The sequence below is a fragment of the Herminiimonas glaciei genome (genome assembly GCF_042664955.1).
In the GTDB taxonomy this organism is placed as follows: domain Bacteria; phylum Pseudomonadota; class Gammaproteobacteria; order Burkholderiales; family Burkholderiaceae_D; genus Oxalicibacterium; species Oxalicibacterium glaciei.
Map to the genome: position 1 here is coordinate 924,938 of NZ_JBHTBU010000001.1, position 14,480 is coordinate 939,417.

The 14,480-nt window shown below is 54.6% G+C and carries 11 protein-coding genes; 7 read left to right on the top strand and 4 right to left on the bottom strand.

The annotated features are described in order from the left end of the window. Positions 1-252 precede the first annotated feature (252 nt). The 3 genes from ACFQPC_RS04040 (at position 253) to ACFQPC_RS04050 (ending at position 2,001) form a co-directional block, all read left to right on the top strand. Complete coding sequence (locus ACFQPC_RS04040; protein ID WP_382270309.1) at positions 253-480, top strand: hypothetical protein; 228 nt, start codon at positions 253-255, stop codon at positions 478-480. Between the two features lie 129 nt (positions 481-609). Further along, a complete protein-coding gene (locus ACFQPC_RS04045; protein ID WP_382270310.1) occupies positions 610-1,731 on the top strand; it encodes a methyltransferase in 1,122 nt (373 codons plus the stop codon). A gap of 51 nt (positions 1,732-1,782) precedes the next feature. Next, positions 1,783-2,001 carry a hypothetical protein gene (locus tag ACFQPC_RS04050; protein WP_041296516.1) on the top strand — a complete coding sequence of 73 codons (219 nt, stop codon included), beginning with the start codon at positions 1,783-1,785 and terminating at the stop codon, positions 1,999-2,001. Positions 2,002-2,031: 30 nt separating this feature from the next. On the opposite strand, the gene dbpA is transcribed toward ACFQPC_RS04050, so the two are convergent. The 3 genes from dbpA to ACFQPC_RS04065 form a co-directional block, all read right to left on the bottom strand. After that, positions 2,032-3,423 carry an ATP-dependent RNA helicase DbpA gene (dbpA, locus tag ACFQPC_RS04055; protein ID WP_382270311.1) on the bottom strand — a complete coding sequence of 464 codons (1,392 nt, stop codon included), beginning with the start codon at positions 3,421-3,423 and terminating at the stop codon, positions 2,032-2,034. Positions 3,424-3,678: 255 nt separating this feature from the next. Then, a complete protein-coding gene (locus ACFQPC_RS04060) occupies positions 3,679-6,825 on the bottom strand; it encodes an autotransporter outer membrane beta-barrel domain-containing protein (RefSeq protein ID WP_382270312.1) in 3,147 nt (1,048 codons plus the stop codon). Between the two features lie 388 nt (positions 6,826-7,213). Then, positions 7,214-8,383 (bottom strand): GGDEF domain-containing protein, encoded by a 1,170-nt coding sequence (locus ACFQPC_RS04065; protein ID WP_382270313.1) that lies wholly within the window; start codon positions 8,381-8,383, stop codon positions 7,214-7,216. 575 nt (positions 8,384-8,958) lie between these two features. On the opposite strand from ACFQPC_RS04065, the gene aceA reads away from it, so the two are divergent. Further along, entirely contained in the window at positions 8,959-10,281 is a 1,323-nt protein-coding gene (gene aceA, locus ACFQPC_RS04070) for an isocitrate lyase (RefSeq protein WP_382270314.1), read from the top strand. A 119-nt stretch (positions 10,282-10,400) separates the two neighbouring features. After that, positions 10,401-11,999, top strand: a complete 1,599-nt coding sequence (aceB, locus tag ACFQPC_RS04075; protein WP_382270315.1) for a malate synthase A — start codon at positions 10,401-10,403, stop codon at positions 11,997-11,999. 83 nt (positions 12,000-12,082) lie between these two features. Here aceB and chrA read toward each other — a convergent pair whose 3' ends face one another. Next, positions 12,083-13,447 (bottom strand): chromate efflux transporter, encoded by a 1,365-nt coding sequence (gene chrA / locus ACFQPC_RS04080; protein ID WP_382270316.1) that lies wholly within the window; start codon positions 13,445-13,447, stop codon positions 12,083-12,085. 112 nt (positions 13,448-13,559) lie between these two features. Here chrA and ACFQPC_RS04085 point away from each other — a divergent pair, with 112 nt between their 5' ends. Both ACFQPC_RS04085 and ACFQPC_RS04090 read left to right on the top strand, forming a co-directional pair. Then, positions 13,560-13,976 (top strand): MarR family winged helix-turn-helix transcriptional regulator, encoded by a 417-nt coding sequence (locus ACFQPC_RS04085; RefSeq protein ID WP_382270317.1) that lies wholly within the window; start codon positions 13,560-13,562, stop codon positions 13,974-13,976. A 47-nt stretch (positions 13,977-14,023) separates the two neighbouring features. Further along, positions 14,024-14,419, top strand: a complete 396-nt coding sequence (locus ACFQPC_RS04090; RefSeq protein WP_382270318.1) for a tautomerase family protein — start codon at positions 14,024-14,026, stop codon at positions 14,417-14,419. Positions 14,420-14,480: the final 61 nt, after the last annotated feature.

Here is a 14,480-nt window from a genome sequence, read left to right on the forward strand (position 1 = left end):
TTTCATGTAGACGGCGGTTTATGGCAGGGTCATTTTGACATGATCATGTCACGGCTTAATGGATGAATAAGGCGATTATTGTTTGTCAATTTCCAATCAAGGTACCCGCCCCTGATACTTTCAATATAGTAAATAATAGCCGTTTATGTTGTTTAAATATAAAGTGATTGCATCGATACAGCTAGGTCGATAACAGTTTGAAGGGCATACTCTCAACTTCGTTCAATAAACCGCATTTTTAAGATGAAAAGCATGACCTACGAAGAGTATCTGGACGAAGTGACGACGCTCATGACCGAAAGATTCGACCTCAGCGACGCCGCTGCCATCAAGTACGTGATGCGCGCCCAGGCCTCTGATTTCTTTACCTTGCACGATGATGATCCGGCCATGCGGACGCAAGACAGGGCGGAAAAAGACGCCAAGACGATTTTTGAGCAGCGCAATAAGTCCAAGCCGGAAATCTACAAGAAGAAATAAAGGCAGGCTGCTGGCCTCTCTTTTCACCATCCCCGGGCAGCCTAAGTGCTGTCTTTGCAAAATCGGAATCACTATGTATTTTAACCTTCTTGCCATCCTGGCTGCTGTACGCCTGTCACGGACCTCGTTTTGAGCGCGCATCCGGTGATTACATGGAATGAAGCAGGGGCCGACCGTTCGGCGCGCTGGCAATCCGAAAGCGGCCACGCCGCTCCCAAACGTGTGGTCATTGCCGACGACAAACTGACGGCTGATAGCGCTTTCCGCCTGGCGAGTGAAGGCACCGCCTTGTTATGGCGCGGTGATTACCAGAATGCACGGCAGTTGCTGCAGGCGCTGGCACGTCGCATAGAACGCAAACCACGCAAGGCGGCGACCACGCCTATCGATGCCTTCAATTTCCACCGCCAGGCGCAATCGCAACGTGCGCGCACGCTGGGCATGCTGCTGGTGGAAGTGGATGCCGAGTACGCTATCCCTTTGCGCCGTGCGCCGGATATCAAGCTGGCATGCAATGAAGCATATGGCGCGAGCACCGGTCCCTTCGTCGTTTCGTTGCGCGAAATACTGGGTTTGATCGGTGCGCATGAGTGGCGCAAGAACGGTGTTGAAATCGCCGCACTCGGTGCGCGCATCCATCCTTACTATGGCGTGTTTTCACCTGTACGCGGCGAGTACCTGAACCTGATCGCCGAAGCGCCATTGCCGTCGAAAAAACTGGCCTTCGATATCGGCACCGGGACCGGCGTGATTGCGGCCTTGCTGGCACAACGTGGTGTAGAGAAAGTGATTGCGACAGAGCAGGATGCACGTGCACTGGCATGTGCGAAAGAGAATTTGCTGCGGCTCGATTTGCGTGATCGCGTGCAAGTGCTGGAAGCCGATTTATTCCCGGCCGGCAAAGCGCCCTTGATCGTGTGTAATCCGCCATGGATCCCGGCGCGCCCGAGTTCGGCGATTGAATATGCTATTTACGATCCGGACAGCCGCATGTTGCGCGGTTTCCTCAACGGCCTGGCGGCGCACCTGGAAGCCAGGGGCGAGGGCTGGCTGATCCTGTCGGATTTGGCGGAGCACCTGGGTTTGCGCGCGCGGGACGAATTGCTGCAGATGATAGAAGCGGCCGGCTTGAAGGTGATTGCACGCGTGGATACCAAACCGGTGCATCCGCGTGCGACCGATGTCAGCGATCCGCTGCACCAGGCGCGCTCGGCCGAAACCACCTCACTGTGGCGTCTTGCCGCACGCTGATCTTTTATAATAACGACGCAACGCAGTATTCAATATATTCAGGAATCAACGATGGCCAACAAACCAGCCCGCATACTGACTTTCAAGTGCAAGAAATGCACGAAATCAGTACAGGTATTTTTGCAGAAAGTATCCGCCTGCTCGCATATCCAGCCGTATCAGGGTATTTGCACCTGCGGTGAAATCACGCGTTACGCGACCGGCCAAAAAGATGCGGTCGAGTCTTTCATGAATTCGGAAGACGGCAACTGGTCACACCACCATCACTGATGCGCCAGTTGTATTGATGGATGGCGCTGCTTAGCTATCGGTATCGATAAAACGCATTTTGAAGTTGCGCCCCTTGATATTGCCATTGCTTAAACGCGCATAAGCCTTGTCGGCAACCTTGCGATCCAGTGCGACGTAGGTCATGAATTCAAATACATTGATCTTGCCGACCTGATCCTTGCTGAGGCCGACATCACCGGTCAGCGCGCCCAGCAAATCACCCGGGCGCAGCTTGTCTTTCTTGCCGCCCATGATGCACAGCGTCACCATGGGTGCGTGCAAATCGCCGCCTTCGGCCACTTCCAGCTCTTTCAAATCAAACCATTGCACCGGCTTGTTTTGGTATTCCTCGATCAGCTTGACCCATTTCTTTTCATTCGGTGCGCACAGGCTGAGCGCCAGGCCCTTGTCCTGGCCGCGACCGGTACGGCCGATGCGATGGATATGCACTTCGGTATCTTTCGACACATCGACATTGATCACCGCGCCCAGCGACTGGATATCGAGTCCGCGTGCCGCTACGTCGGTCGCGACCAATACCGAGCAGCTTTGGTTGGCAAACAGCACCAGGATTTCATCGCGTTCGCGTTGTTCCAGTTCGCCGTATAAGGCGAGGGCGCTGAAGCCTTGTGCGCGCAATTCCGCCGCCAGTTCGCGGCAATGGATTTTGGTATTGCAAAAAGCCAGCGTGGACACCGGGCGGTAGTGCTTCAGCAGTGTCGCGACTGCTGCGTTGCGGTCATCATAGTCGACCGCATAGAAGCGTTGTTCGATCTGGCTGTCGTCATGTTGTGCTTCGACTTTGATCTCGACCGGATCGCGCAGGAACTCGGCACTGGCACGGCGGATGTCGTCGGGATAGGTCGCAGAAAACAGCAAGGTCTGGCGGCGTGTCGGGCAGGCGCTGACGATGCCGGCGATTTCTTCATAAAAGCCCATATCGACCATGCGATCGGCTTCATCCAGTACCAGTGTCTGTACTTTGGACAGATTGATGGTTGCACGCGAAATGTGGTCACGGATACGACCAGGTGTGCCAACTACGATGTGGGCGCCATGTTCGAGCGAGGCAATTTGCGGGCGCATGGGCGCACCACCGCACAGGGTCAGCACTTTGATATTTTCAGTCGCGCGTGCGAGGCGACGCAATTCATTCGACACCTGGTCCGCGAGTTCACGCGTAGGACAAATCACCAGTGCCTGTACGGCAAACCAGGTCGGGTTCAGCTTTTGCAGCAAACCTATGCCAAACGCGGCAGTCTTGCCGCTACCGGTCTTGGCCTGTGCAATCAAATCGCGCAACTCCAGTATCACCGGCAGGCTTTGTGCCTGTATCGGTGTCATCTCGCGATAGCCGAGCGAATCCAGGTTGCTCAGCATGGCAGGTGAGAGGGCAAGGCTGGAGAAGGAAGTAGCGTTCATAGGTTCTGAATTGATGCGTCTGAGGTAGTGCGGCAAAGGATACGCAGTCTAACAGGCATGGGCGGCGGATGAGGAATTCAGTTGCATAAACCTGCAATAAATTCCCCCAGGTGCAGTGGCTAGGGTATGCGCATCAAATCAAGCTCTCAGACACATGTCAGAATAGCCAGTAATTTGTTAGTCGGATTCGCAGCCATGCGCATGTTGCAAAAAAAAACGACCATCAGGTCGTTTTTTTCAATGGCATGGGGTAAATCAGAACGTCCACTTGGCCCGGGCTGAAGCCGTGTGATTCAGGTAGTCAGAACGACCTTCGGCATCGTAACGGAAGCTGATTTCCGTACCGTTCGAGGCCAGCACGCTATACCCGATACCGCCACGCGCCAGCCAAGGCGAATGCTCAATACCGGTTGTTACGAACGCTTGGCCCGGTGCACCTGCATAAGTAGCGACGATGTTGCCTTGCTGATTGATGGCATCGTAGCCAATGCCAAAGTTGGCATCCAGGCGTGAGGTAGGGCTAAAGCGATGCTGCAGGTACGCATCTGCACCAATGACCAGGGCATCCGTTTTGTTCGAGCCGACATTCAGGTTCAGTGCATCCGCGCCGCCCTCGCTATACGCCTGTGACTTGAGCCATGTGTAATCAGCACGCAAGGCAGGCGTCACGCTTGTCGTTTCGCTTAGTTCAAACACTTGTGCAATGGCTGTACCAATATGTGCGCTATAGGTGCGATAGTCGGCTTGCGCGGTACGGCTCAAGCCACCAAAATCGATTTGTCGTGTGGACTTGTTGTCATTTATGCCGACATCACCCTGGAGCGAGAAGATGCGATTGCCGTCGAGGTCTTTGCTGCCATAAGAAGAAATGACGTGAGTATCGATGTTGGCGCGTTGTGCCGAACCGCTGAAATCCATGTTGCCATTGACCGAGGTTTTGGCGTAGCCATAGGCCAGACCGAAGCGTGTGCCCGGTGCGACTTCTGTATCCGCACCCAGCGCCAGACCCCATGTATCAGCCTTGAAGCCTGCAGCGCCGCTGCGGTCGTCCTGTTCGGCACGGGAGCCAAAGACTTTGCCCCATGCATTTTTGCCGGACAGTGCATCACCGGAGGACAAGCCGCTTGTACCGGGGTTGCCGCCAGTACGGTTTTGAACCAATTTCTGGAAAGTCGACAGGGAGCCCTGAACAGCCTGATTGCCAGAGACAACAGGAAGCGTTTGCGCAATAGCACGCGCGACATCGCGGTTGTTCGACAACTGGCCCAAGGCATTAATCACATTGCTCATATCGCCAGTTGCGCCGTTGTTAAGTTGCGCATTCAAGACAGAGGCTGCACCCAGGGCTGAGCGTGGACCATATTCCTGGACAGCATCACGCACTCCGCTGTTGCTGCTTGAGACTATATGCAAGTCTATAGAATTGCTGTGCTCCAGGACTTGAAAGTCGAAAAGTGCCGAGTTGTCCCTGACATTGAATCCTGATGAAGTCAGGCCGTTGGCCGCAAAAACGACGCCGCTCAAAACATTCCCTGCACCCAAGGTATTGAGCGTACTGACATTGATGTCCATCATGGCGCCAGGTGTGAAGGATGCTGTACCTGTTACATTCAGTTTGCCGTAACCGCTGGCGCTGGCATTTGTTGCATCGATACGCAAGGTCGCGCCGGCTTCCTGGGTGTAATTGCCATTGATAGTCAAGGTGCCGGTTTCTGCATGCACGGTACCGCCGGTATGTACCAAGGTACTGCCAACCGAGCCCGAACCGGCGAGTGTGGCTCCGTTGTTGACAGTCGTTTCGCTTGTAATACTGCCAGAGCCGGCAATGCGCAGGGTGCCGGAATCAACGCGTGTCAAACCGGAGTAGATATTAGAGCCTGTGAGGGTAAGCGTACCGCTGCCCAGCTTCAAAACTCCACCGTTTCCACTTATGACGTCTCCATAAGCCACATCGTCAGATCGATTGAAGGCAAGGATGGCGCCGCTGGCGATGGAGGTATTGCCAGCAATACTCCCGGTATTGCCGCCATTGCCAATTTGCAGTGTACCGGCCGATATAGTGGTACCACCAGTATGGCTGCTGGCACCAGTCAGAGTGGTGGTGCCGCTACCTAGTTTCAGCAGTGCGCCAGCTCCGCTGATGTCACCACCGTATGTGTTGGCATCACTGCGATTGAATGCAAGTAGTGCGCCGCTGGCGATGGAGGTATTGCCAGCGATACTGCCGGTGTTGCCGCCGTTGCCAATTTGCAGTGTGCCGGCGGATATAGTGGTACCACCGGTATGGCTGTTGGCGCCAGTCAGGGTGGTGGTGCCGCTACCTAGTTTCTGCAGTGCGCCAGCTCCGCTGATGTCACCACCGTACGTATTGGCATCACTGCGATTGAATGCAAGTAATGCGCCGCTGGCGATGTTAGTGTTGCCGGCAAGAGTACCGCTTGTTCCTCCGTTACCAATTTGGAGTGTACCCGCCGTAAGTGTGGTGTTTCCGGTGCGCGTATCGCTACCGGTCAGTACGGTTGTGCCAGTCCCGCTTTGCTTGAAGTCTCCCGCACCGCTGATATCTGTATCAAGCAGGACCGTGCCCGTACTGTGAGTGATTTCAAGGAGCCCATTGGCGCGCACCAGCATACCGCCACTAGAAATAACAGCGGAGGCGCCAGAGATGGCTAAGGTCCCTGTACCACCTGCGCCCGCTTTGTTGCTGTCACCACTACCATTTGCGCCGCCGATCGTAATATTGGTCGCTTCGAGTACACCGCGCTCCAGCCGCAGCGTGCCGTTACCACCGGCACCAGCCTGGCCGGAAAGATAAGAGGCAGCACTGCCGCCATCGCCGCCTATGGCAAGACTAGCCACCGCAAGCCGATTGAGACCTATTTGAAAAATTAACGAGGCATTGGTACCCGCGCCACCGTTGCCGCCAACATGCCCGGCAGCTCCCGCTCCTGCGCCGCCACCTCCGCCGCCAATCACGACGGTGTCACGATCCTCCGGCGAGTTGAAAACACCATTGATATGCTGGACTGCAGGCGTTGCGCCGTGAAGACCATCCTGAGAGGCGGTAGCGGCACCACCACCCCCGCCGCTCGTTCCTATGACGATGACTGTAGCCTGGCTTTCCGATGCGTTAGTCTGCGTCGCATTGCCTCCGGCACTATTACCTTGACCACCGACGCCTGCAAACGTGCCGCCGCCGGCTCCTCCATTTCCGTATGCGCTACCAGCTCCACCTCCGCCGCCGAGTCCACCTGTTGCGCCAGCGCTTCCGCCGGATTGCGCCGCACCGCCTGCGCCGTTGAAGTTATCGAAGATTTGATAATAGGTTTGTGCCAATACGCACGTTGGCGCGCCAAGCGCCGTCACGAAACCTAAAGCTGCCGCCAGATGAGATTGACGCATCGTGCCAGCTGTTTTGTCAGCTTGCTTTGTTGGCCCGGAGGTGGGCTGTGATTGGCCGGTTTGACGATTGAAAATGGACTTGAAACTGCGATTCATGACGGCCGCTCCCTGCGTGCATGGTGTTATGAGAGACAAAGCGGTCGAATATAACGAAGAAAATACTATTTGTCTGTACTAAAAAATCGTACTAAGCAGATGGGCTGTGGGGATACGTCCTTTTGCAAGGTGCAAATTACTTATGTCGCATGCGCATTTGTCCAAGATTTGAAATATGAGATGCGCTTGAAACGAAAGCGGATATCAGCGAGCGACCGGAAGCGGGCTGCCGAGCATCTGGGCTCTGGCATGAACCGTATGGCGTGGCATGCAGAGAACGCAGGTAGACGATTTAGGCACTGAGTCGTACCGGACTGGCCAAGGTACAGCCACGTCCTTGCGATTTGGCGTCGTACAGGGCGACATCGGCACGCTGCAGCATGGTGTCTATGCTGTCGCTGTCGTGTTCGCGCATGGCGATGCCGGCGCTATACGAAAGCTCGAATCCCAATTCCTGGATGGAGTGCTGCGCCAGCCACTGGCGCATGCGTTGATCGTAGGCCATCACCGCGTCGGGGGTGGCGCATTTGAGCAAGACACAAAATTCCTCACCGCCATAACGGCAGAACACATCACCGGCGCGGCTGACAGCCTGCAATCCGCTCACGAACAGCTGGAGTGCACGGTCGCCGACAGCATGGCCATGCGTGTCGTTGATTTGCTTGAAATAGTCGAGATCAAGTAACAGCAAGCCTATAGGTTGTCGGTAGCGCACACTGCTGGCGAGTTCGATGCCGGACTGTAGCAGCCAGGCGCGACGATTCAGGGCGCCGGTCAGGCTGTCCTGCATAGCCAGGCGCTCCAGTTCGCGCGCTGCTTCGTCACGGTGTGCCAGCAGGATGGCCACGACTGACAGCACCATCATCGAATTTGATGACAATGCAAATATCTGGTTGACCAGGTAGGGGCCAAAGAAATTTGGAAACTCGGCGGTGTAGAACGCACCAAGCACGGCACGGCAGGCCAGCACTATCATTTGTATGCTGAGGCAAATGGCCAATAGCCAGCGCCAGCGTCCGACTGCCACTTTGGGTGGTCGACACAGCTCAACCACCACGGTGGCTATCTGCAAGGCCAGCAGGGCATTGGCCCAGCCCACCCGGAACGGATAATTTGAAAAGCCGATGCTGTAGCCGACAGTCATCAATACGGCAATGGCAATGGGCGTGCGCACGCTTACCTTGCGGCCGCACCATATTTGAAAAGCCATCGCGTTGAATACCATGCCGCTCGAAACACATCCCATCGCGAGGGTCGACAGCAGATGGTCGGCCCAGCCACCTCGTTCGACAGCGCTCGACGAAAACAGGAAAATCCAGCCCGCTGTTTGCAGCACGATCCCGGTTTGCGCGTACCGTGCGGCACGGTTCACCCGACCCATGAAGTAAGGCAGCGCCACCGCCATGATGGATAAGTTGAGTGTCATGGCGACAAACAGGGAAAAGACGTCGATTTTTTGCACTGGCTGTACTCTCAAAAAATAAGCGTTTGCAACGCAGTACCCTGGACTGCCTGCTTAAATAGTCGGGAAACCTGCCATCCGGGGCCTGGTCCGGGGACAGAGAGGGGGGGGCGCAAAAATTTGCTCGCTGTTGCGTGCATTCCGCAGCAACATGGGCGTCATCTTACCGCCTCACAACTCAAGTTGGAAGTTTGCTAACGGCTGTGCATCTTGTCGCACGTGTCCGGTGACTTGCATATTGTCCGCATGCGGATCGCAACTTCCTCGTTTCTTCACATCGCTTATTTACCCATTTGAAATCATGTAAACGCCTGAAAAGCGCGGATTTTTCACGACCAAATATATCGTTTCATAATACGGGATATTAATATCGCGCTGCATCATTAAAAAATTCCAAAGGGTAGAATATCGTTTCATATACAGAAAAATGAATTATAAGTATTTGATACATAAGGAAAATAAAAAATTAAAATATCTTATATAAGACATTGTTGCTATGCGCAATATCGCCTATGATGAAGTCAATGTTTTTTCTTGTCTTTGTTATTTCACGCACTTAACTGAGGAGAATCATCATGGCAAACCGCGAGCAACAGATAGCAGCACTCAACAGGGATTGGCAGGAAAATCCGCGCTGGAAAGGCATCACGCGTAACTACACGGCGGAAGATGTAGTACGCCTGCGTGGTTCGCTGCAGGTCGAGCACACGCTGGCACAGCGCGGCGCCGACAAGCTGTGGGAGATGTGCAATAACGAGCCCTTCGTCAATTCGCTCGGCGCACTTACCGGCAACCAGGCGATGCAACAGGTGAAAGCAGGTTTGAAAGCGATTTACCTGTCCGGCTGGCAAGTCGCAGGTGATGCCAATGTAGCGGGCGAGATGTATCCGGATCAATCGCTGTATCCGGCCAATTCGGTGCCGCTGGTCGTCAAGCGCATCAACAACACCTTCCAGCGCGCTGACCAGATCCAGTGGTCGGAAGGCAAGGGTGATCTGGATTTCTTCGCACCTATCGTGGCGGATGCCGAGGCCGGTTTCGGCGGCGTGCTGAATGCCTATGAATTGATGAAGGCAATGATAGAAGCCGGTGCTGCCGGCGTGCACTTCGAAGACCAGCTGGCATCGGTCAAGAAATGCGGACACATGGGCGGCAAGGTGTTGGTGCCTACCCGTGAAGCAGTGGAGAAGCTGAATGCTGCACGCCTCGCAGCCGACGTTTGCGGCACCCGCACTTTGGTGATTGCACGTACCGATGCGGAAGCTGCTGACCTGCTGACCTCCGATGTCGATGCCAATGACCAGCCTTTCCTGACAGGTGAGCGCACGGTCGAAGGTTTTTACAAAACCCGTTCCGGTTTTGACCAGGCAGTTTCGCGCGGCCTCGCATATGCACCTTACGTCGATATGTTGTGGTGCGAAACCGGCAAGCCGGATCTCGAATTCGCGCGTCAATTCGCCGATGCGATCCATGCCAAATTCCCCGGCAAGATGCTGGCCTATAACTGTTCGCCTTCGTTCAACTGGAGGAAGAACCTGGATGACGCGACTATCGCCAAGTTCCAGAAAGAACTCGGTGCGATGGGCTACAAATTCCAGTTCATCACACTGGCCGGCTTCCATTCGCTGAACTACTCGATGTTCAACCTCGCGCATGGTTACGCCCGTAATCAAATGTCGGCCTTCGTCGAATTGCAGGAAGCCGAATTCGCTGCAGCCGACAAAGGCTTCACTGCGGTCAAGCACCAGCGTGAAGTGGGTACCGGTTATTTCGATGCCATTACCCAGGTCATCCAGCAAGGCCAGTCGTCCACCACCGCCTTGCATGGTTCGACCGAGGATGAGCAATTTTTTGAAAGCAAGGTTGCAAAGGTTTGTATTGCAGGGCGTGCCGCGTAAGGCGTCTTGTCAAAGGGGGATCGCATCCTTGCGGGGATGCGATCTAAAGCAGAAGTGGAAACAGAGTAGTAGCAATCACAGAGTTGTACATCACTGATTCAATATATATGGAGACAAGCATGACTGAGAGCACGATAGACATCCCGGCAGGAATAGAAATTGAAGGCGAATTCAAAGCAGACTACGAACAGGTATTGACGCCTGAAGCGCTGGCGCTGGTCGTCAAACTGAGCCGCAGCTTTGAAGCCCGCCGTCAGGAATTGCTGGCGATACGAGTCCAACGTGCCAAACGTATCGATGCCGGTGAACGTCCTGACTTCCTGCCGGAGACAGCCGCCATCCGCGCCGCTGACTGGCGGATTGCACCGATCCCGGAAGCGCTGGCCTGCCGCCGCGTGGAAATCACCGGCCCGGTCGATCGCAAGATGGTGATCAATGCCTTCAACTCGGGAGCCGATGTGTATATGGCCGATTTTGAAGATGCGAATACGCCGAACTGGGAAAACCAGATCGAGGGCCAGCTCAACCTGATCGACGCCGTGCGCGGCAACATCACCACTGAGCGCAACGGCAAGCAATACAAGCTCAACGATAAGATCGCGACCCTGATGGTGCGTCCACGCGGCTGGCATCTGGATGAAAAGCATGTGCTGGTCGATGGTAAGCGCGTGTCCGGCGGTATCTTCGACTTTGCGTTGTTCATGTTCCATAACGCACATGAATTACAAAAGCGCGGTGAAGGACCGTTCTTCTATTTGCCTAAATTGGAATCACATCTCGAAGCACGGCTGTGGAATGACATTTTCGTCATGACGCAGCGCGAACTGGGCCTGCCGCAAGGTACGATCAAGGCGACCGTCCTGATCGAAACCATCCTCGCTGCATTCGAGATGGATGAAATCCTGTATGAGCTGAAAGACCATAGCGCCGGTTTGAATGCCGGACGTTGGGATTACATTTTTTCATGCATCAAGAAATTCAGGCTGGACAAGGATTTTTGCCTGGCGGACCGTGCCAAGGTCACGATGACCGTACCTTTCATGCGTTCCTACGCCTTGCTCTTGCTGAAGACTTGCCATCGTCGCGGTGCGCATGCGATGGGTGGTATGGCTGCGCTGATCCCGATCAAGAACGATCCGGTCAAGAATGAACTGGCTATGAATGCGGTGCGTATCGATAAGGAACGCGATGCGATCGACGGCTACGACGGCGGCTGGGTGGCCCATCCCGGGCTGGTCGAACTGGCGATGACGGAGTTCAAAAAAGTCCTCGGCGATAAACCGAACCAGATCGGCAAGCTGCGTGACGATGTACATGCGACGGCGGATGACTTGCTGGCCTTCCAGCCGGAAACGCCTATCACTGAAGCAGGCCTGCGTTACAACATCAACGTCGGTATCCACTACCTCGGTAGCTGGCTGGACGGTAATGGCTGCGTGCCTATCCACAACCTGATGGAAGATGCGGCAACCGCCGAGATCAGCCGTTCGCAAGTCTGGCAATGGATACGTTCAAGCAAGGGCGTGCTGGATGACGGCCGCAAGATTACGGCCGGGATGGTGCGTCCGATGATCCAGGAAGAATTGTTGAAGGTGAAACAGGAAGCACCTAACGGTAGCAGCCCAAGCTATGCCCGTGCTGCGCAAATCTTCGAAGAAATGTCGACCGCGACTGCATTTGCAGAATTCCTTACTCTGCCTTTGTACGAAGAAATTTGATTTGATGTGTCTGGGATAGCGCAAGACAGCGCTTTCTCTTTGTACGGAGTTGCCATGCAAAACCTGCGTGGCAACTCCGTTTTTTACAGCACGACGGTTTTCAGCAGGAGGCCGAGCAGGGCGCTTCCAACAATCACGTGTATCACTTTACGCTTGTAAATCAGCAAGGCGATAGCAGCAGCGATTGCCAGCAAGGCCGCGATCCAGTCGAAGCCTCCGCTAAAGCCTGTCGGCCATAGCACGTGATACGCGAAGAACATACCCAGATTGAGGATCACGCCAACCACGGCAGCAGTAATGCCGCTCAATGGCGCTGTGAACTTCAGATTGCCATGGGTGGACTCCACTAACGGCCCGCCCGCCAGGATGAAAATGAAGGATGGGAGGAAGGTGAACCAGGTCACCAGTATCGCTGCCGTGGCACCGGCAATGAATTGCAGATCGGGACCAAAGAGGGCTTGTACATAAGCACCGACAAATCCAACGAAGGCCACCACCATGATCAACGGCCCCGGATTGGCTTCACCGAGGGCCAGGCCATCTATCATTTGTGTCGGCGTGAGCCAGTTGTAATGCGTGATCGCCCCCTGGTAGATATACGGCAAGACGGCATATGCGCCACCGAAGGTCAGTAAAGCAGCCTTGGTAAAGAACCAGCCCATTTGCGTCAGCGTATGATGCCAGCCCAGCGTAAGGGTCAGCAGCGCCATCGGCGCACACCACAGCAAACCGCCTATCACTAATATTTTGCACAAGCCTGCCCAGCGGAATTGAGCATGCGCAGGCGGTGGCGTGTCGTCATCGATAAGCGCAGCACCATATGATTTATCCGGCTGGCCATGGCCGCCATTGACGGAAAACTTCTGTGGCATATAACGACTGCCGAGGTAGGCCAGCAATGCAGCACATGCAATGATAAGCGGGAAGGGAATGTTGAAAGCGAAGATGGCGATGAAAGAGGCAGCCGCTATCGCCCACATCGCGCTGTTTTTCAAGGCACGTGAACCGATGCGGTGGACCGCATGTATGACAACAGCCGTAATCGCCGGCTTGATACCGTAAAACAAGCCTGCGATCAGGGGCAAATGACCATAAGCAATATATAGCCAGGACACGGTAATCAGGAAAAACAGCGAGGGCAGGACGAATAACAGGCCGGCCACTATGCCGCCTTTGCTACGGTGCATCAGCCAGCCCATATATGTCGCCAGCTGTTGCGCTTCCGGACCGGGCAGCAGCATGCAGTAGTTCAGCGCATGCAGGAAGCGTTTCTCACTGATCCAGCGCCGTTGTTCGACCAGTTCCCTGTGCATCAGTGATATCTGCGCCGCCGGCCCACCGAAACCGAGGAAGCCCAGTTTGAACCATAGGCCCAGTGCCTGGGTGAAACTGACGGTTTCCGGTGCAGTGCTGCTGGCCGGCAAATCAAGCGGGGAAGGCTGGCTCATGGTGGCTGTTCTTTTGGGATAGGCGAGACTATTACATATTGCCAAGAAACGGATGTAAAAATATTTCAAATATTTAGTTGCATAGCGAATTACTTTGATCTATGCTGCAGTCATGTTTGATCACTGCCTCTATTTCAATACGACAGCTTTGGCCCGCGTCCTCGAGCGCGAATGGACCAAGGCTTTCAAGCCATTCGGCCTGACGCCGGCGCAAGCCTTCATGTTGCGCGCGGTACTGGCGAATCCGGGCATGTTGCAGAGTGAGCTGGCCGCGACCCTGGCGATTTCTCGCTCGACCGCGACCCGTACACTGGATGGTTTGCAGCAGATGCACCTGCTGCAGCGGGTCGCGACCGAACGCGATGGGCGGGAAGCAGCGATCGAACCGAGTACCGCGGGTTTGGCCTTGCGTGAACAGCTGGATGCCGCCAGTGGGGAAGTAACGAAACGCCTGAAGAAAGAGTTGGGCGCGGCACAGTTTGATGAAACGGTCACCAAAGTTAAAAAAGTTCGCTCAGTCATTGCCTGAGTTTTTTTAAATAAGTAGTTGTATGGCAAACTAAAAAGGAGCCTCAAATGCCTATCCTGAACGTGAAAGTAAGTGCTGAAAAAACACCTGAATTGACCGGCCAGATCGCCGAGTTATTGCTGGACCTGACGACCCGCATCCTGAAAAAGAAACGCGAAGTCACCGCAATTGCCATCGATTATGTGAGCCACGATAGCTGGGTGGTTGGCGGCCATCTCTTGAGCGAGCAAAAGAAAAACAGCTTTTACTTCGATATCAAGATTACGGATGAAACCAATACCAAGGATGAAAAGGCGCAGTACATCCGGGAAGCATTTGCCGGTTTCGAGCGCATCCTCGGCAACCTGCATGAAGAGAGTTATATCTATGTGCAGGATGTCAGGGCGGCTTCCTACGGTTATGGCGGTTATACCCAGGAATATCGTTACCAGCATTCAAGCTGATCGCCAAAAATTATTCTTGAAACTTCAAATTGAAGAAGATATCAATACTTATGAATGTCAT